Annotated in this window: 19 protein-coding genes; 13 read left to right on the top strand and 6 right to left on the bottom strand. The window is 59.7% G+C overall.

The genetic code is table 11. From position 1 onward, the window contains the following. Nucleotides 1-193: 193 nt before the first annotated feature. The 4 genes from rpsF to K6117_RS05640 all read left to right on the top strand — a co-directional run bounded on the left by rpsF (nucleotide 194) and on the right by K6117_RS05640 (nucleotide 3,075). A complete protein-coding gene (rpsF, locus tag K6117_RS05655; RefSeq protein WP_221792703.1) occupies nucleotides 194-637 on the top strand; it encodes a 30S ribosomal protein S6 in 444 nt (147 codons plus the stop codon). Between the two features lie 14 nt (nucleotides 638-651). After that, nucleotides 652-876, top strand: coding sequence for a 30S ribosomal protein S18 (gene rpsR / locus K6117_RS05650; protein ID WP_221792702.1), 225 nt, complete (start codon nucleotides 652-654; stop codon nucleotides 874-876). A 13-nt stretch (nucleotides 877-889) separates the two neighbouring features. Beyond that, nucleotides 890-1,489, top strand: a complete 600-nt coding sequence (gene rplI / locus K6117_RS05645) for a 50S ribosomal protein L9 (RefSeq protein ID WP_221792701.1) — start codon at nucleotides 890-892, stop codon at nucleotides 1,487-1,489. A 173-nt stretch (nucleotides 1,490-1,662) separates the two neighbouring features. Beyond that, nucleotides 1,663-3,075 (top strand): succinylglutamate-semialdehyde dehydrogenase, encoded by a 1,413-nt coding sequence (locus K6117_RS05640; protein WP_221792700.1) that lies wholly within the window; start codon nucleotides 1,663-1,665, stop codon nucleotides 3,073-3,075. Nucleotide 3,076: 1 nt separating this feature from the next. Here the strand turns inward: K6117_RS05640 and serB are convergent, their stop codons facing one another. Further along, nucleotides 3,077-3,955: a phosphoserine phosphatase SerB gene (serB, locus tag K6117_RS05635; protein ID WP_221792699.1), complete on the bottom strand. Its 879-nt coding sequence runs from the start codon at nucleotides 3,953-3,955 to the stop codon at nucleotides 3,077-3,079. A gap of 28 nt (nucleotides 3,956-3,983) precedes the next feature. Between serB and miaA the strand changes: the two genes are divergently transcribed. The 4 genes from miaA (at nucleotide 3,984) to ilvC (ending at nucleotide 8,452) form a co-directional block, all read left to right on the top strand. Then, the gene (gene miaA / locus K6117_RS05630) at nucleotides 3,984-4,925 is read left to right on the top strand and encodes a tRNA (adenosine(37)-N6)-dimethylallyltransferase MiaA (protein WP_221792931.1); all 942 of its coding nucleotides are present in this window, start codon (nucleotides 3,984-3,986) and stop codon (nucleotides 4,923-4,925) included. Nucleotides 4,926-5,034: 109 nt separating this feature from the next. Then, nucleotides 5,035-6,795 carry an acetolactate synthase 3 large subunit gene (locus K6117_RS05625; protein ID WP_221792698.1) on the top strand — a complete coding sequence of 587 codons (1,761 nt, stop codon included), beginning with the start codon at nucleotides 5,035-5,037 and terminating at the stop codon, nucleotides 6,793-6,795. Further along, nucleotides 6,795-7,310, top strand: coding sequence for an acetolactate synthase small subunit (gene ilvN / locus K6117_RS05620; protein ID WP_221792697.1), 516 nt, complete (start codon nucleotides 6,795-6,797; stop codon nucleotides 7,308-7,310). Before K6117_RS05625 ends, ilvN begins: the two co-directional genes overlap by 1 nt. 122 nt (nucleotides 7,311-7,432) lie before the next feature. Then, complete coding sequence (ilvC, locus tag K6117_RS05615; protein ID WP_221792696.1) at nucleotides 7,433-8,452, top strand: ketol-acid reductoisomerase; 1,020 nt, start codon at nucleotides 7,433-7,435, stop codon at nucleotides 8,450-8,452. Nucleotides 8,453-8,759: 307 nt separating this feature from the next. Here ilvC and K6117_RS05610 read toward each other — a convergent pair whose 3' ends face one another. Beyond that, nucleotides 8,760-9,233, bottom strand: coding sequence for a hypothetical protein (locus tag K6117_RS05610; protein WP_221792695.1), 474 nt, complete (start codon nucleotides 9,231-9,233; stop codon nucleotides 8,760-8,762). A 326-nt stretch (nucleotides 9,234-9,559) separates the two neighbouring features. On the opposite strand from K6117_RS05610, the gene K6117_RS05605 reads away from it, so the two are divergent. Next, nucleotides 9,560-10,042, top strand: coding sequence for a peroxiredoxin (locus tag K6117_RS05605; protein ID WP_221792694.1), 483 nt, complete (start codon nucleotides 9,560-9,562; stop codon nucleotides 10,040-10,042). A gap of 37 nt (nucleotides 10,043-10,079) precedes the next feature. Here the strand turns inward: K6117_RS05605 and ruvX are convergent, their stop codons facing one another. Both ruvX and K6117_RS05595 read right to left on the bottom strand, forming a co-directional pair. After that, nucleotides 10,080-10,544 carry a Holliday junction resolvase RuvX gene (gene ruvX, locus K6117_RS05600; protein WP_221792693.1) on the bottom strand — a complete coding sequence of 155 codons (465 nt, stop codon included), beginning with the start codon at nucleotides 10,542-10,544 and terminating at the stop codon, nucleotides 10,080-10,082. Continuing rightward, complete coding sequence (locus tag K6117_RS05595) at nucleotides 10,541-11,686, bottom strand: DUF3089 domain-containing protein (RefSeq protein ID WP_221792692.1); 1,146 nt, start codon at nucleotides 11,684-11,686, stop codon at nucleotides 10,541-10,543. The genes ruvX and K6117_RS05595 overlap by 4 nt, the downstream gene beginning before the upstream one ends. A gap of 152 nt (nucleotides 11,687-11,838) precedes the next feature. Between K6117_RS05595 and lon the strand changes: the two genes are divergently transcribed. Continuing rightward, the gene (gene lon / locus K6117_RS05590; protein ID WP_221792691.1) at nucleotides 11,839-14,250 is read left to right on the top strand and encodes an endopeptidase La; all 2,412 of its coding nucleotides are present in this window, start codon (nucleotides 11,839-11,841) and stop codon (nucleotides 14,248-14,250) included. Between the two features lie 292 nt (nucleotides 14,251-14,542). Then, entirely contained in the window at nucleotides 14,543-15,727 is a 1,185-nt protein-coding gene (rlmN, locus tag K6117_RS05585; protein ID WP_221792929.1) for a dual-specificity RNA methyltransferase RlmN, read from the top strand. Nucleotides 15,728-15,842: 115 nt separating this feature from the next. On the opposite strand, the gene K6117_RS05580 is transcribed toward rlmN, so the two are convergent. Both K6117_RS05580 and epsC read right to left on the bottom strand, forming a co-directional pair. Continuing rightward, nucleotides 15,843-16,196, bottom strand: a complete 354-nt coding sequence (locus tag K6117_RS05580; protein WP_221792690.1) for a DUF2794 domain-containing protein — start codon at nucleotides 16,194-16,196, stop codon at nucleotides 15,843-15,845. A gap of 20 nt (nucleotides 16,197-16,216) precedes the next feature. Beyond that, nucleotides 16,217-16,918: a serine O-acetyltransferase EpsC gene (gene epsC, locus K6117_RS05575; RefSeq protein ID WP_221792689.1), complete on the bottom strand. Its 702-nt coding sequence runs from the start codon at nucleotides 16,916-16,918 to the stop codon at nucleotides 16,217-16,219. 175 nt (nucleotides 16,919-17,093) lie between these two features. Between epsC and K6117_RS05570 the strand changes: the two genes are divergently transcribed. After that, nucleotides 17,094-17,858 (top strand): sulfite exporter TauE/SafE family protein, encoded by a 765-nt coding sequence (locus K6117_RS05570; RefSeq protein ID WP_221792688.1) that lies wholly within the window; start codon nucleotides 17,094-17,096, stop codon nucleotides 17,856-17,858. Nucleotides 17,859-17,917: 59 nt separating this feature from the next. Further along, nucleotides 17,918-18,823, top strand: coding sequence for a hydrogen peroxide-inducible genes activator (locus tag K6117_RS05565; RefSeq protein WP_221792687.1), 906 nt, complete (start codon nucleotides 17,918-17,920; stop codon nucleotides 18,821-18,823). Nucleotide 18,824: the final 1 nt, after the last annotated feature.

Raw genomic sequence — 18,824 nt, 5'->3', positions numbered from 1 at the left:
GAAACACAAGGCGCATATTACAAGCATTGTTGAATGCGCCTTGTCGGTCCCAATGGGCGATGGTGCTTGCAATTTCCCGGCCTTTCCGCCAAGGGCAGCGCTTGCTCGCAAGATTGAGGGCAAAGAAGACGACAGCCGGAGGGGCGACCGCATGGGGCGGCGTCAGCGATCGGCCAAGACAAGGAACATAGGCATGCCATTGTATGAGCATGTATTTCTTGCGCGTCAGGACCTGGCTCAGGCACAGGTAGATGCGTTGGCGGCAACCGCCGTACAGATCATCGAATCCGGTAACGGCAAGGTCGTGAAGACCGAAAGCTGGGGCCTGCGTTCGTTGGCGTACAAGATCGCCAAGAACCGTAAAGCACATTATGTGATGATCGAATTTGATGCGCCCGGCGATGTTGTCGCCGAATTGGAGCGTCAGACCCAGATCAACGAAGACGTGCTGCGTTACATGACCACCCGCGTTGACAGCCATGAAGCTGGTCCGTCGGTCATGATGCGCAAGAGCGAGCGCTCGGAGCGCCGTGGTGATCGCGGTGAACGCGGTGAACGCGGTGGCCGTGACGATCGCGGTGGTCGTGAAGATCGTCCGCGTCGTGATCGCGACGACAGCAACGCCAACGCGGCCTGAGGGAGATAGAAACCATGGCACGCCCATTTTTCCGCCGCCGCAAGAGCTGCCCCTTCGCCGCTAAGGATGCTCCGCGCATCGATTATAAGGATGTTCGTTTGTTGCAGGGCTTCGTGTCCGAACGCGGCAAGATCGTCCCGTCCCGTATCACGGCCGTCTCGGCCAAGAAGCAGCGTGAACTGGCTCAGGCCATCAAGCGCGCCCGTCATGTCGGGCTGCTTCCCTTCATCGTGAAATAAGGAGGGCATCGACATGGAAGTCATTTTGCTCGAACGCGTCGAAAAGCTCGGCCGCATCGGTGATGTTGTCACCGTCAAGGACGGCTTTGCCCGTAACTTCTTGCTCCCGCGCAAGAAGGCCCTTCGCTCGAACGCGACCAATCGCAAGCTGTTCGAAGCCAACCGCGCCCAGATCGAAGCTGAAAACGCCAGCCGCAAGGCTGATGCTGAAGCTGCTGCAACCGGCGTTGACGGCAAGTCGGTGACCCTGATCCGTCAGGCATCGAACACCGGCCAGCTTTATGGTTCAGTGTCGGCTCGTGACATCATCGAAGCTTTGGCTGACGATGGTGCCAAGATCCTCAAGAACCAGGTCCAGCTCGGTAACCCGATCAAGGCTATCGGCATCTACAACGTCAAGATCTCCCTGCACGCCGAAGTGGCCGTGACGGTAAAGGTCAACGTTGCCCGTTCGCCGGAAGAAGCCGAACTGCAGTCGCAGGGCGTTGACGTGATGGCGTCGATGTTCGAACGTGACGAAGCTGGTTTCACGGAAGACTATGATCCGAACGCCGAACCGGGCGATATCGCCCGTGAGGAAGAATCGGAAGCAACGACTGAAGTCGAAGCTTAAGGTCATCCCAAGCTATGCAGCGGCCCGTCCGGCATTATTGCCGGGCGGGCCGTTGTCGTTTGGGGATGTGGCATTTTGCGCCAGATCGCATCGTGCGTTAACTTTGTTTTGTCGCTATAGGGCCTAATGCGTGTGCAACGTCATGAGCGTTCAGTAACGAGGAAGTCGGCATTGTGGCTGATCCGCTAGAGATCCGGTCGTATGAGCCCGCCACCGGGGCATTGCTCTGGTCGGCACCGATAGGTGATGTCGATACCGAAATTGCCATTGCCCGCGCCGGTTTTGGCGACTGGGCTGGGCGCGCGATTGCCAATCGGACAGAGATGCTGCGACGTTTTGGCAATGTGATCCGGATGCGCCATGCGGCGCTGACCGATCTTCTCTCCCGTGAGACCGGCAAGCCCTTATGGGCGGCCCATCAAGAGGTCGATGCCGCGCTTGCCAAGGTCGAGCTGTCGATTGCCGCTTATGGCGCACGCACCGGCGCGCAAAGATTTGACGGGGATCTTGGCGTGCGCACGTCGGTGCGTCACAAGCCGCACGGCATATTGGGCGTGCTGGGCGCGCATAGCGCGCCGCTGCTACAACCGTTGCAACATATTCTCCCGGCGCTGATTGCCGGGAATAATATCGTCTTCAAGCCCTCGGAAAAGACGCCCGCTATTGGCGCGGCGCTGATCGACTGCCTCTATGCGGCAGAACTGCCAGTCGCATCGGCGCGGTTGTTGATCGGTGATGCGGATATGGGTCGGGCCTTGGCCCGCCACCCCGGGATCGACGGCCTGTTGTTCACGGGGCGTTGGGATACCGGGCGCGAACTCCACCGGCTTTATGGTGAAATGCCGAATAAAGTGCTGGCGCTGGAGAAGGGCGGGAATAACCCGATCATTGCATGGGATGTAGCGGACATGCCGCAGGCCGCGACGATGATTGTCCAATCGGCCTTTTCGTCCGCCGGGCAGCATTGCACCGCCGCGCGGCGCTTGATCGTCGAAGAGGGCAAGGCCCAGACATTGATCGACGAGATCTCAAAATTGGTGGAACGGCTGATCATTGGTGACCCGCATAGCAAGCCTGCGCCGTTCATGGGTCCGCTGATCGACATAAAGGCGGCGGATCATCTGCTGGAGGCCTATCTCGACCTGATGATGCGCGGTGGCCGACCGATCAGGCATATGGCGCGCCCAATCGCGGACAGGCCGTTTCTGACTCCCGGGCTGATCGATGTGACCGATGTCGATAACAGGCCGGATGCCGAATATTATGGACCGTTGTTGCAAGTGATCCGGGTGCCGGATTTCGAGGCGGCGTTGAAGGAGGCCAATGCCACGCAATTCGGCCTGTGTGCGTCGTTGATCGGGGGATCGCCTGCATTGTATGAACGCTTTTGGGCGGAAATGCGGACCGGAGTCGCCAATTGGAATAGGCCCACTTTTGATGTGGTGATGAGCGCGCCCTTGGGCGGTGTCGGCCTGTCCGGCAATCACCGCCCGGGCGGGGCTTATGCCGCCGATTATTGCGCCTATCCGGTGGTTTCGACCGAGGTCGAAAATGTCCGCGCACTCATCAATATCGGGCTTCGTTAAATCACGTGGCCCATTCGCTGGACGGAATACCCATCGCATAAAGGATTGCCGTCAGGTCGCCGTGATTGACGCAGGCCATGGCGGCCGCAGCGGTCTTGGGCTTGGCGTGATAGGCGATGCCAAGGCCCGCTTGCTGGATCATCGGAATGTCGTTCGCGCCATCGCCAATCGCCAAGGTCAGGGCATCGGATAGGCCGAGCGACTGGCGCTCATTGGACAGCACTTGTTGCTTGGTCGCCGCGCCGACAATCGGCTTGGCCACGGTCCCGGCGAGCAGGCCATCCACGATGTTGAGGGTGTTCGATACCGCGCGATCAAAGCCGATTTCCGCCGCGACGCGATCGGCAAAGACGGTGAAACCGCCCGATACCAATACCGCGCGGCCACCCTTGGCGCGCAAGGTGCGGACCAGCGCCAATGCGCCCGGCATGATGCGGACGCGTTCGCGATAGCAAGTGTCGATCACGGATTCCGGCAGGCCCTTTAACAAGGCGACACGGGCTTCCAGCGCCCCTTCGAATTCCAGTTCGCCGCGCATCGCGCGTTCGGTCACTTCGGCGATCTGCGCCTTGATCCCGGCATAATCGGCCAGTTCGTCGATGCATTCGATGGTGATCATCGTCGAATCCATATCGGCGACGAGCAGGCGCTTCACCCGGTCGGCGGCGGGCTGGACAATGATGTCGGTGCCGGTGATCAAGCCCTCGATGGCGCTACGGGCGGTCGCGGCATCCCCGGAGAAGGAAATATCGGCGGCGCGGCCTTCATCGATCCATGCGGGGCTGCTGACAGCCTGTCCGCTTTGTTGCAGGGCATCCGCCAAGGTGGACAGATCGGCGGAAGTCAGCCTATCGGAGGCAATGGCAGTTGCAACGAACACGAATGATCCCTCTGCATCGGATGGGGACATGCCCTTTAAGGCGAAGCCCCCGTTGGTGGTGATTGCCGGGCCGACCGCAAGCGGTAAATCGGCATTGGCGATGCGGTTAGCCGAAAAGTCCGGCGGCGTCATCATCAATGCGGATAGCGCGCAGGTCTATCGCGAATTGCGCGTGCTGTCCGCGCGACCGAGCGCTGAGGAAGAGGCAGAAGTGCCACACCGGCTGTTCGGTTGTCGCACGGGCGCGATGAGCTGTTCCGCCGCCGATTGGGCCGATGATGCCAAGCAGGCCATTGCGGATTGCCATCGGGCGGGCCAGCTCCCGATCTTGGTGGGCGGGACCGGCATGTATATCCGCACCTTGTTGGATGGGATCGCCCCGGTGCCGGACATTGATCCATTGGTGCGCGATCTGGTGCGGGCGATGCCGGTGGAAGATTCCTTTGCGGCCTTATCGGTCGAGGACCCGATCATGGCGGCGCGGCTGCGGCCCAGCGATACGACGCGGATTGCGCGGGCGTTGGAGGTGATGCGTTCATCCGGGCGGTCATTGGCCGCTTTTCAGGCCGAGACGCAGGGTGGGATCGCCGATTCGGTACGGGTGACGGGGATGATCCTGCTGCCGCCGCGCGATTGGCTGCATCAGCGCATCAATTTGCGGTTTGAGCAGATGCTCGATCAGGGCGCATTGGAAGAGGTGCGGGCGTTGTTGGCGCTCCATTTACCCCCGCTCGCGCCAGTGATGAAGGCGATTGGCGTGCCGGAGCTGGCGCGTTTCCTGTCGGGCGAGATCGACCGGGCGACGGCTATCGATCTGGGGCAGGCGGCGACCCGCCAATATGCCAAGCGGCAATATGCGTGGTTCCGGCATCAGCCGCCTGCGCAATGGTTGCGCTGTCTTGCGCAATTAGATGAGGATGAAGCAGCCTCAAACGTAATTTTAATACAAAAACACGCGTTGACACAGTAATAAAATACGTTTATTCGCCCCCAATCCGGTGTTGCTGCAATGCGGCATCGACTCTTGTGCTTTTGACAATCTGTTTACTCCCCTTGTTCTTGCAGTACGGAAATTCATCATGACGACCGAAATGTCCGGCGCCGATATTCTGATCCAGGCCCTGAATGATCAGGGTGTGGAAGTTGTGTTCGGCTATCCCGGCGGGGCGGTGCTCCCCATTTATGACGCGCTGTTCAATCAGCAGCGGATCAAGCACATCCTCGTGCGGCAAGAAGGCGGCGCGGCCCATGCTGCCGAGGGCTATGCCCGTTCGACCGGCAAGCCGGGCGTCGTACTCGTCACCTCCGGCCCCGGCGCGACCAACGCGATCACCGGCATTGCCGATGCGATGATGGATTCGATTCCGATGGTCGTCATCACCGGTCAGGTCGGCACGCCGCTGATCGGTTCGGATGCGTTTCAGGAATGCGACACCGTCGGCATTACCCGCCATGTGACCAAGCATAATTATCTGGTGAAGGACCCGGCCAAGCTCGGCGACATCATTCACGAGGCATTTCACATCGCGACGTCGGGCCGTCCGGGTCCGGTCGTGATCGATTTGCCGAAGGATGTGCAGGTCGCGACCGCGCCCTATCGTCGCACCAACACATCGGCCCTGCCGCATCGTGGCTATAAGCCCGCGATCAAGGGCGATCTGACGGCGATTGAGCAAGCGATTGAATTGCTGTCCAAGGCCGAGCGGCCGATGATCTATACCGGTGGCGGCATCATCAACTCCGGCCCTGCCGCGAGCATGGTCCTGCGTGAATTGGTGAAGTTGACCGGTGCGCCGGTGACATCGACCTTGATGGGCCTTGGCGCCTTGCCTGCCTCTTCCCCGCAATGGCTGGGGATGCTGGGGATGCACGGCACATATGAAGCCAATATGGCGATGAACCAATGTGATGTGATGCTGTGCCTTGGCGCGCGCTTCGATGACCGCGTGACCGGTCGGCTGGATGCATTCAGCCCGCATTCGAAGAAGATTCATGTCGATATCGACCGTGGCTCGATCAACAAGATCGTGCGCGTCGATGTGCCGATTATCGGCGATGTGGGCCGGGTGTTGGAAGACATGGTCAAATTGTGGAAGGCGCGCGAATATCAGCCGCGCGACCTGAAGCCATGGTGGAATACCATCAAGACATGGCGCGACCGCAATTGCCTCGCCTATCCGGCATCGGTTGAATCGGGCGAAATCGTGCCGCAGCATGCGATCCGCAAATTGTGGGAAGCGACCCATCGCCAGCAGCCGATCATCACGACCGAGGTCGGCCAGCATCAGATGTGGGCTGCCCAGCATTTCGACTTCGAATCGCCGAACAAATGGCTGACGTCCGGCGGGCTTGGCACCATGGGCTATGGCCTGCCTGCCGCTATCGGCGCGCAGCTTGGCAATCCCAAGGCGCTGGTGATCGACATTGCGGGCGAAGCATCGATCCAGATGAACATTCAGGAAATGGGCACGGCGACGCAATATCGCCTGCCGGTCAAGGTGTTCATCCTCAATAACGAATATATGGGCATGGTCCGCCAGTGGCAGGACCTGACCTATGGCGGCCGTTATTCCAGCAGCTATTCCGACAGCCTGCCCGATTTCGTGCGGCTGGCCGAGGCCTATGGCTGGAAGGGCATTCGCATCGAAAGGCCGGATCAGCTTGAACAGGGCATCGCCGATATGCTGGCCCATGATGGGCCGGTGATGGTCGATTGCATGGTGGCGAAAATGGCCAATTGCTTCCCGATGATCCCATCGGGCGCATCCCATACCGACATGATTCTCGATCCCGCCCAAGTTTCGGGCGTGATGGATGACGAAGCAAAGGCGCTTGTCTGATGCATATCCAGCAGCAGGAAACCGAACGGCATACATTGTCCGTGACAGTCGATAACGAAGCGGGCGTATTGGCCCGCATCGCCGGGATGTTCACCGCGCGTGGCTATAATATCGACAGCCTGACGGTCGCAGATGTGACCGAAGATGATTCGATCAGCCGGATCACGATTGTGACGACCGGCACCCCGGCGGTGATCGAACAGGTCGTCGCGCAACTGGATCGGCTGATCAACGTGCATCGTGTGATCGACCTCACCGAACGCGGTAATTTCGTTGAGCGCGAACTGGCCTTGGTCAAGGTTGTCGGCACCGGAGAACACCGGATCGAGGCGCTGCGTCTCGCCGATGTCTACCGCGCCCGCGTGGTCGATGCGACGACCGGCAGCTTTGTCTTTGAAGTGACGGGCAGCAGCGAGAAGATCGACAAGTTCATCGAACTGATGGGCGAAATCGGGTTGGTGGAGGTCGCCCGCACAGGTGTCGCCGCCATCGCACGCGGCAAAGAGGCCGTATAATATTTGCCAATTCAAGGAAGGGCCGCTATCGGCCTCCACCATTAGTTTTTCATGATGCCGACGATGTTTGCGGATCGGATTCGCGGGTGTTGGGTCGGTGGGCGAGATGAAGGAGCACATACATGCGCGTTTATTATGATGCCGATGCGGATATCGGCCTGATCAAGACCAAGAAGATCGCCATTGTCGGCTATGGCAGCCAGGGCCATGCCCATGCGCTCAACCTGCGCGATTCCGGCGTTGCCGAAGTCGCTGTGGCGCTGCGTGCCGGTTCGGCCACCGCGAAAAAGGCTGAAGAAGCCGGTTTCAAGGTGCTGTCCAACAAGGAAGCCGCCGCATGGGCCGATGTCATCATGATCCTCGCGCCGGACGAACATCAGGCCGCGATTTATAATGACGATCTCGCCGCCAACATGAAGTCGGGTGCGGCGCTTGCTTTCGCCCATGGTCTGAACGTGCATTTCGGCCTGATTGAACCGCGCGCCGATATCGACGTGTTCATGATCGCGCCAAAGGGCCCGGGCCACACCGTGCGTTCCGAATATCAGCGTGGCGGCGGCGTGCCCTGCCTGATCGCAATCCATCAGGATGCATCGGGCAACGCCCATGACATCGCGCTGTCTTATGCGTCGGCTGTTGGTGGCGGTCGTTCGGGCGTGATCGAAACCAACTTCAAGGAAGAGTGCGAAACCGATTTGTTCGGTGAACAGGCTGTTCTTTGCGGCGGTCTGACCCAGTTGATCATGGCGGGCTTCGAAACCCTGACCGAAGCTGGCTATGCGCCGGAAATGGCCTATTTCGAATGCTTGCATGAAGTGAAGCTGATCGTTGACCTGATGTACGAAGGCGGCATCGCCAACATGCGTTATTCGATCTCGAACACCGCCGAATATGGTGACATCATGACCGGCCCGCGTATCATCACTGCCGAAACCAAGGCGGAAATGAAGCGCGTTCTGGAAGACATTCAGAAGGGCAAGTTCGTCAAGAACTTCGTGCTCGATAACCGCGCTGGCCAGCCGGAACTGAAGGCGCACCGCAAGTTGCAGGCCGAACACCCGATCGAAAAGGTCGGTTCGGAACTGCGCGCGATGATGCCGTGGATCGCCAAGAACAAGCTGGTGGACAAGGCCAAGAACTAAGGTTTTTTGGTTTTGTGCATAAAAAGGGCGGCCATCGCGAGATGGTCGCCTTTTTTGTTTTAGAAGTCTTTGTTTGGCCCCTCAAACGCCGGGCGCGGGCATCCGCCCGCTTGGCTTCCTCGCAATAAGCTCGGGCGCGCGTTCGCGCTTGCGGCACTGCGTGCCGTTGGTGGCAATGTCCAAGCGCTAACCTCGCTATCCCCCACCCCCGGCGGCATCGCCGCCGCAAGGCCGAACGGCCGTCGCGCCTTATTGGCGCGAAAGCCAAGCGGGCGGATGCCCGCGCCGGCGACTGAGGCTAAACAAACTAACGCGCGGCGACCTTCACGCGGCATTGGCGGCTTTTCTCGATGGTATTGATACCCGCATCGTCGGCAATCGCGAGCAGATGCTGGCTGTTGCCCTTGGCGGCGGCGGCCTTGATGGCGATGTCGCGCAGCGCGTCGCAATCCTTGATGCCCTTGCTGCCCGCGCCATAGCTGTTGGCGAGCGAAGTGGTGAAGCGGTCATAGCCGACATCCCCGCCGAAATGGTCGCGCAATTGGGCGTTGATCTGCTTCAATGTGCCACGGTTGTTGTTCACGAAGCGATTATAGCTGGGCAATACGTCCGGGCCGACCATCCGGCACCGCAGCGATCCGACCATCAGCATTGTCTGCATGTCGCGGATTTTGGCAGCGTCCACCGATTTTCCTTGCCAGCATCCGGCATAAGCCGGGGTCGCAAGGGTCATGCCCAACATCGTCATCGCCGCCAATACGGCCCCCGTTTTACCGGACATGGTCTCTCCCTTAATGTGTTCTATTATATCGCGACGACCGGACGCGCAAAATGACTGATCGGGCCGTGATCTGCAATCGTGAACTTTAATGGTAAATTATTAATGGTAGCTGTCTGGTGAACGAGAGGTTCGCTTATTTTATTGCGTCATGCTGCGATAGATTCGCAATAAACTTGTCTTTGCCACTCGATTCCGGGTTCAAACCAGCGCGGGCAATGGGTATCATCCGCCGCGATGGCGTTGGCCGACTGCGTTTGAGGAGACGGAGTCGCACCCGAGTGCGCCAGTGCTACAGACCCCATTTCAATCATAAGGAAATTACCGACATGACCATTGCTCAGGGCCAGACCCTTCCCGCGACCCATTTCGTCACCATGACCGATCAGGGGCCAGCGCCCCTGGATCATGATGCGTTCTTCAAGGGCCGTCGCGTTGCGCTGTTTTCGGTCCCCGGCGCGTTCACCCCGACCTGTTCGGCCAAGCATCTGCCGGGCTTTATCGACAAGGCGGCGGAACTGAAGGCCAAGGGCGTGGATGAAATCGCCTGCACCGCCGTCAATGATCCGTTCGTGATGGGCGCATGGGGCAAGGCCGCAGGCGCGGATGGCAAGGTCACGATGCTGGCCGATGGCAATGGCGATTTCGCCAAGGCGGTCGATCTCGTCATGGACGGCACCAAATTCGGCATGGGCCTGCGCGGCCAGCGCTTTGCGATGGTCGTCAATGATGGCGTCGTTGAAAAGCTGTTCGTCGAAGGTCCGGGCGAATTCAAGGTCAGCTCGGCGGAACATATGTTGTCGGAAATCTGATTTTTCGGTCGGGGAGGGCGTGTGCCTTCCCCGACAATCAGACCAGCCCCGCTAGCCGGTCGATTGCGCCTTGCAGAATATAGGCGGCGGCGATTTTATCGACCAGTTCGGCGCGTCGTGCGCGGCTGGCGTCGGCCTCCAGCAGGGTGCGCGTCACCGCTTGGGTCGACCAGCGTTCATCCCATAACAAGATCGGCAGATCCAAAGGCGCAAGGTTGCGGACAAAGGCGCGGACCGATTGGGTGCGCGGGCTATCCGTCCCATCGAGATTGAGCGGCAGGCCCGCCACGATCCCGGTCACGCTGCGTTGCGCGCAGAGTGTGCGTAGGCTTTCGAGATCGGCGGTGAATTTCGTGCGGCGCACCAGTGCAAGGCTGCTGGCGATGGTCCATTGCTGATCGCAGATCGCAAGGCCAATCGTCTTGGTGCCGATATCCAGCCCCAATAACGGCCCGCCATGCGGTAGCAGGCCGGAAAAGACCACGGCGTCATCGGTAATCAATGGCGTGCTCCGACTTTGACAGGGCGGGATGTGGCGAGAAACGCCTGTGTGCGTTTCAAACTGTCGGCGCGGACATTGGCCCAGAACAGGTTGATGTCGAAAATATGGTAATTATTGCCGGGCAGCACGAACGCATCAAAGCCCTTGGGCGGTTGGCCGATGCTCAACAGACCCTGATCGGTGCAGCGCGCCGAAATGAGTTTCGGGGTGAGCGCCGCCGGTTCCAGCGCCGCTGTAGTGGTGAGCGCGCCGAGATTGGCGTCGGCTGTCGCCACGGGTGCTGCGCCGCCGGTGAGCGGATTGGTGCAGAGCATTGCTGTCCCGGTGCGGGCCATGCCGTCCAGCCCCTTATCCCGGTTATAGACGCTCAGAATATCGCTTGGGTCGGCGGGGTCGGCGAAACTTTGCCAGCTCATGATGCAATGGCTTTGGTCGGGCCGGACACAGGCAGGCAGGCCGAGCGCGGGCAGATCATGGGCAATCGAGATCGGCCAGCCGATGACATAGGCGGCGATCACGCGCTTGTTGATGGGCTTGTTCGCGACCTCCTGCTGCAACAGGCGCAGCAGATGCGCCGCGCCTTGGCTATGACCTACCAGAATGATCGGCTGGTCGGCGGGGATCAGGGCGAGGAAGCTCTGAAAGGCGGCGGCAACATCTTGATAGGCGAGATCTACGGCGTGGGCGCTGTTCTTGCCCGGTTTGAGGAAGGAGCCGAAGGTCGCCTGTCGATATTTGGGCGCCCAGATTTGGGCGGCGGCGGTGAAGGCGCTCGCTTGATTGCGGATGCGGACCCGCGCCTGTTCATTCGCGCCTGCATCATCCAGCGGCGCATTCCAATGGCTGCGGTCGAGATAGCTGGTCGGGTGGATATAGAATAACGCGGCCTTGCGGTCCGCGACGGGGCTTTGGCCGCTGGGCAGCCATTCCGCTGGGCTTTTCGGCCCCATGTCCGGGCGCGCATGCCACAGATTGGGCGCGGCATAGGCCTTTGGGGTGAGGGGGGCTTGCTCGGCGAATTTCACCGACGGCACGAGCGCCGCCTGCATCAGTTCTTTTTGAAAGAGTGACCATGTGATCCCGGCCAGCAGCAGCAGGCCGATCAACGCCGCAATGACATAGAGAAAAATACGCGCAGGCATGATTGTCTCCTTCAGACCGCCATCATCTAGGCGATTGTCGATCTTCTGGCCATGGCCGCAATGCGATAATTGCTTGTAACACACATTGAATGTCTGTCAGGACTGCCCATATATCGGGAAACGGGCCGTGTGCGGCCTTGATCGGAGCTTACATGATTCAGTCTTTCCCCGTCCTGCCCCTGCGCGACATTGTCGTATTTCCGGGAATGATCGTGCCGCTATTTGTGGGCCGCGAAAAATCCGTGGCGGCGCTGGAGGCCGCGATGGCGGGCGATAAAACCATTTTTCTGGTGGCCCAGTTGGACCCGGCGGATGATGAGCCGGATCGCGACGGCCTCTATGATCTTGGCGTGACCGCAACGGTGCTGCAATTGTTGAAGCTGCCGGACGGCACGGTGCGCGTCTTGGTCGAAGGGCTGGAGCGCGGCAAATTGCAGTCGATGACCGCCAGCGGCCAGTTTTTGACGGCGGCGGTCGAAATGGTGCCGATGGCGGAAGCCACCGGGCCGGAAGTATCGGCGCAGATGCGTTCGGTGATCGACCAGTTTGAAACCTATGCCAAGCTGAACAAGAAGTTGCCGCCGGAAACGGCGGTGCAACTGGGCCAGATCGATGACGCATCGCGGCTTGCCGATACGGTGGCGGGTAATCTGGTGCTGAAGGTTTCGGACAAGCAGAGCCTGTTGGTCGAGCTTAATCCGGCCAAAAGGTTGGAGATGGTCTTTGCCTTTATGGAAGGCGAACTTGGCGTCTTGCAGGTCGAAAAGAAGATCCGCAGCCGGGTGAAGCGCCAGATGGAAAAGACCCAGCGCGAATATTATCTCAACGAGCAGTTGAAGGCGATCCAGCGCGAACTCGGCAATGAGGGTGAGGGCGAAGGCGATGAGGTTTCCGAACTCGCCCAAAAAATCGCCAAGACCAAATTGTCGAAGGAAGCCCGCGAAAAGGCCAATGTCGAGCTGAAAAAGCTCAAGGGCATGGCCCCGATGTCGGCGGAAGCGACGGTCGTGCGGAATTATCTCGATGCGCTGCTTGGTTTGCCATGGGGCAAGAAGTCGAAGATCAAAAAGGATCTGGCGGCGGCGCAGGCTGTGCTCGATGCGGATCATTACGGGCTTGAAAAGGTCAAGGACCGGATCGTCGAATATCTGGCGGTGCAGGCGCGGACCAACAAGCTGAAAGGCCCGATCCTCTGTCTCGTCGGCCCGCCGGGCGTGGGGAAGACCTCGCTTGGCCGTTCGATTGCCAATGCGACGGGGCGTGAATTCATTCGCCAGTCTTTGGGCGGTGTGCGCGATGAGGCCGAAATTCGCGGCCATCGCCGGACCTATATCGGATCAATGCCGGGCAAAATCGCATCGAACCTGCGTAAGGCCGGGACCAGCAATCCGCTGATCCTGCTCGATGAAATCGACAAGCTTGGTCAGGATTTCCGTGGCGATCCTGCGTCGGCATTGTTGGAAGTGTTGGACCCGGAACAGAATTCGAAGTTTCAGGACCATTATCTGGAAATCGACCTTGATCTGTCGGACGTGATGTTCGTCACCACCGCGAACAGCCTTAATCTGCCGCAGCCTTTGCTCGACCGTATGGAAATCATCCGGTTGGAAGGCTATACGGAAGATGAGAAGCTGGAAATCTGCAAGCGGCATTTGCTGACCAAGCAGGTGGAAGCGCATGGCCTGAAACCGAGCGAATTCGTCGTCGAGGAAGAGGCGCTGCGTAAGCTCATTCAGCTCTACACCCGTGAGGCGGGCGTGCGTAAGCTGGAGCGCGAAATCGCCAAGCTGGCACGCAAGGCGCTGCGTCAGATTCTGGAAAAGAAGGCGACGTCGGTGACGATTACGCCGGATAATCTCGCGGAATATGCGGGCGTGCCGCGCTATAAATATGGCGTCGGCGAAACCGAGGATCAGGTGGGCGTGGTGACGGGCCTTGCATGGACCGAAGTTGGTGGCGAATTGCTCAGCATCGAAACCGTGACGGTGCCGGGCAAGGGCATGATCAAGACGACCGGGAAATTGGGCGAAGTGATGCAGGAATCGGTGCAGGCCGCCTTCTCCTTCGTCAAGGCGGGGGCTGCGCTTTATGGCATCAAGCCCGGCACGCTGGCGCGGCGCGACATCCATATCCATCTGCCGGAAGGCGCGGTGCCAAAGGATGGCCCATCGGCGGGGATTGGCATGGTCACGGCGATTGTCTCGGCCCTGACCGGCATTCCTGTCCGCAAAGAAGTGGCGATGACCGGCGAAGTGACGCTGCGCGGTCGGGTGCTGCCGATTGGCGGGTTGAAGGAAAAGCTGTTGGCGGCACTGCGTGGCGGCATCACCACGGTGCTGATCCCGCAGGAAAATGAAAAGGATCTGGCCGAAATCCCGAAAAATGTGCTGGAAGGGTTGAAGATCTACCCGGTCAGCCATGTGGATCAGGTGCTCGAACATGCGCTGGTAACGATGCCGGTGGCAGTGACTTGGACGGATGAGGACCAATTGGCCGCGATTCCGGACTATCAGGCACCGGTAAAGGCCGCCGATCCGGCGACGGATGGGACGGTTCGGCATTAATTTGTTTTGCCTCAGGCGCCGGCGGCAGCATCCGCTGCCTTAGGCTTTCGCGCCAATAAGGCGCGGCGGTCGTTCGGCCTTGCGGCGGCGATGTCGCCGTTGGTGGCAGTCGTCACGGACGGTGATACTACGCACCTCATCATCCTGAACTTGTCTCAGGATGATGAGGTGGGAACCAACTGTGGCGATGTTGCGGGGGAGGGGCGAGATGACAACATACACCACACTTCCCGTTGGCGTTAATTTCCTGTAGAGGCCGCGGTCTATGGACAGCCTGCATTCCCAAGCCCCGATGGCCCGCCCCGGCCATATCGATCCCGTTCCCGTGCCGCGGGTGGTGACGCCGCGCGCCGATGGCAAGATCGACCTGTTGGGCCGGTCGAAGGACGAGCTGAAGCAGATCCTGCTCGATGCCGGGCTGGACATCAAACAGGCGAAGCTGCGGGCCAAGCAATTATGGCATCAGATCTATAATCGCGGCGCGACTCAGTTCGATGCGATGACCGATATTGCCAAGTCGATGCATGGCTGGCTCGACGATCATTTCGTGGTCGAACGGCCAGAAGTGATCGAAGCGCAGGTGTCGGTCGATGGCACGCGCAAATGGTTGCTGCGCGCGCCGGATGGCGAAGATTATGAAATGGTCTTCATCCCCGATGCGGATCGCGGCACCTTGTGCGTGTCGAGCCAGGTCGGTTGCACGCTGAACTGCCGTTTTTGCCATACCGGCACGATGCGATTGGTGCGTAACCTCACCACCAGCGAAATCGTCGGCCAGATCATGCTCGCGCGTGATGCGCTGGGCGAATGGCCGAGCCAGCCCGAGGGGCGTTTGCTCACCAACATCGTGATGATGGGCATGGGCGAGCCATTGTACAATTTCGACAATGTCCGCGATGCGCTCAAGATCGTGATGGATGGCGATGGTATTGCCTTGTCCAAGCGGCGGATCACCCTGTCCACATCGGGCGTGGTGCCGATGATGGAACGCGCAGGGCGCGAAATCGGGGTCAATCTTGCGGTGTCGCTCCATGCCGTCACCAAGGAAATTCGCGACGAGATCGTCCCGATCAACCGCAAATATGGCATTGAGGAATTGTTGCAGGCCTGTGCCGATTACCCGGGCGTCAACAATGCCCGGCGCATCACCTTTGAATATGTGATGTTGAAGGACAAGAACGACCGCGATGAAGACGCGCATGAGCTGGTCCGGCTGATCCGCAAGTACAAGCTGCCCGCCAAGGTCAATTTGATCCCGTTCAATCCTTGGGAAGGGTCATGCTATGAAACGTCCCTGCCCGAACAGGTGCGGCGTTTTTCCAACATCGTGTTCAACGCGGGTATTTCCGCGCCGGTCCGCACCCCGCGCGGGCGCGATATCGATGCCGCTTGTGGCCAGTTGAAAACGAGTTCGGAGAAAAAGAGCCGGGCGGAGCTGGATCGCTTGGCAGAGGAAAAGCTCGCGGCGCTGGGTTAAGCCTCAGTCGCCGGGCGCGGGCATCCGCCCGCTTAGGCTTTCCTCGCCATAAGCTCGTTCGGCCTTGCGGCACTGCGTGCCGTTGGTGGCACTAGCCAAGGGAGAGCCGTCACAATTATTCCACGACCTTCATGAGCCTGCGTTCAAGCGGGGCGAGGACGGGGCCGAGTTCGTGGCCGCGTTTGATGATCAGGCCGGATTCGTTGAACAAGGCCCACATGCCCTGTTTCTGGCGAAGGGCCGGGCGCTTTTCGATCCTGATTTCCGGGCGTTCTGCCGCGCGGCGAAAGGCGGCGAAGGCGGCGATGTCGCGGTCCATGTGCATCGCATAATCGCGCCACAGACCGGCGGCGACCATGCGGCCATACAGATCCATGATGCGTTGCAATTCGATCCGTTCAAACCCGACTTGCAGGATTTGACCGGGACGATGCGAGCCGGTGGGTGGGAAGGGGGTGACGTCACCCATAAGTGACGATCACGCCCGGATCAGCCATTTTTCCGTGCGGCGACATCGGCTTTGGCGGCCGCGTCGCGCTCTTCGATCAGCGCGGATAATCGGGAGCGCAGCACCTCGATTTCGCATTTCAGCAGGTCCAATTGCTGTGTCGCCGGATCGAAACGGTCGGCGCATTGCGTGCCATAAGGCACGAAGTCCTTTTGATATTCCTGTGCATCGACGAGCATCGGCTTGGCCGGGATGCCGACGACGACGGCCCCTTCCGCCACATCCTTAGTAACGACGGCATTGGCACCGACCCGCGCGCGTGCGCCGATATTGATCGGGCCCAGCACTGCCGCGCCTAGCGAGATGATCGCGCCTTCGCAAATGGTCGGGTGGCGTTTGCCGCCGACACCGCTGGTGGGATTGGTGCCGCCCAAGGTCGCGCCTTGGTAGATCGTGACATTGTCGTGGATTTCAGCGGTTTCGCCGATGACGACAAAGCCATGGTCGATGAAGAAATTGCGGCCAATCGTCGCGCCCGGATGAATGTCGATCGCGGTCAGGAAGCGCGCGATATGATTGACGAGCCGGGCAAGAAAGAAAAGATTCGCTTCAAACAGCCAATGGGCGATGCGATGGAAGCCGAGCGCGATGACGCCGGGGTAAAGCAATACCTCCCAGCGCGATCGGGGCGCAGGGTCGCGCGCGCGGATCGAATCGAGATACTCGATCAGCCTGCCAAACATTGCCTACCCTTTCCCCGTTGAAATGAAGCTCTATGTAGTGGCGCTTCGGCATAATTTCTAGTGCTGGGGTCAGTTGGACGTGGATACGCGCTCAAATGAAGGTGATGAGTCTTGTCTTTTGATGGGGGATCGTCCACCGCGACGCTAGAGATTAGACGCTTGAGGAGTGAGTGGCATGCTGTTCGGTTTGGAGCTGCAAGATGTGCTGCCGTTTATCGCGGTGGGCTTTGCGGCGCAATTGGTCGATGGCGCGCTTGGCATGGCCTTTGGCGTGATTTCCAGCACTTTGCTGGTTTCGCTGGGCGTGCCGCCTGCCACGGCATCGGCCACGGTGCATCTCGCGGAATGTTTCACCACCGGCGTTTCGGGGGCGAGCCATATTCTTCATAAGAATGTGAACTGGAAATTATTGGCGCGACTGGCCGTGCCGGGGATGCTGGGTGGCGCAGCCGGGGCGTATTTGCTGTCCAACATCGATGCCTCAATCGCCAAGCCTTATGTGCTCGCCTATCTGACCGGCATCGGGATTTATCTATTGGTGCGCGGCATTCGCCATACCGAGATGGAGCGCCGGGTGCGCGTGATTGAGCCTTTGGGCCTGTTGGGTGGTTTTCTCGATGCATCTGGCGGCGGTGGCTGGGGACCGATTGTGACCAGCAATTTGCTGTTACAGGGCAGCGATCCGCGCACGACGGTCGGTTCGGTCAATACCGCCGAATTCTTCATCACTACCACGATTTCGGCGACCTTTATCTTTTCGCTGGGCGCAGAGGCGTTTTCGGCGGCGATTGTCGGCTTGATTATCGGCGGCGTGATCGCGGCGCCATTGGGCGCATGGCTGACCAAGCATATTCCCGCCCGGCCCTTGTTGATCATGGTCGGCGTGGTGTTGACGCTGACCAGCCTTGTCGGTTGCGCCAAGGCTCTCAAGTTCTTCTGACGCTGGCATCATCGATAAATTACGCTATATTGCCCTTTCATGATTGAGAGGGTCGATCAATGACTGTGTTCCTGCCGACGCTGAAGCAGTTGCAATATCTGGTCGCACTCAAGGACCATGGCCATTTCGGCAAGGCCGCCGATGCGTGTTTCGTGACCCAGTCGACCTTGTCGGCGGGCTTGCGTGAATTGGAAACATTGATCGGCATCGTGTTGGTCGAACGCACCCGCCGGGTGGTTCGGTTCACCCCCTTGGGCGACCGGGTTGCGGATAAGGCGCGGCGCGTTTTGCGTGAGGCGGAGGAATTGGGGGATCTGGTCAAGGCATCGGGCGAGCCCTTGTCCGGCGAATTGCGGATGAGCGTCATCCCGACGATTGCGCCGTTCCTGCTGCCGCGCATCCTGCCGAAATTGCGGGCCGATTGGCCTGCGCTCAAGCTCTATCTGCGTGAGGAGCCGAGTGCGGCGGCGTGCGAATCGCTGCATAGCGGCCATGTCGATTGCGTGTTGCTGGCGCTGCCCTATGCCTGTGGCGAGGTCGAAACCGCCATTTTGTTCGAGGATTTCCTGTTTCTTGCCTTTCCCGGCGATGAAGACGCGCCGGACCGGGCCACGCCCGATCTGATTGCGCCGGATAGGTTGTTGTTATTGGAAGACGGGCATTGCCTGAAGGACCATGCGCTGGCCGCCTGCAATCGCCCCGAATTACGGGCGGAGGCGACGATGTTGGGGACATCGCTGCACACATTGGTGCAGATGGTGGATAATGGCCTTGGGGTGACATTATTGCCGGAAATGGCGATTGATGCGGGGATATTGCAGAATACGAAAATTCAGGCGCGTCGGTTGATCGCCGGACATCCGAGCCGGACCATCGCATTGATCTGGCGTAAGGCCAGCCCGCGGACAAAGGAGTTCCTCTTGCTGGCCGAGGCACTTAAGGACATGGAGCGGGCGGCGGCTTGAC

Origin of the sequence: Alteraquisediminimonas sediminicola, assembly GCF_019740335.1 — a bacterium.
In the GTDB taxonomy this organism is placed as follows: Bacteria; Pseudomonadota; Alphaproteobacteria; order Sphingomonadales; family Sphingomonadaceae; genus Alteraquisediminimonas; species Alteraquisediminimonas sediminicola.
The sequence above is the reverse complement of the archived record's forward strand: the minus strand, read 5'-3'. Positions and strand labels throughout refer to the sequence as shown.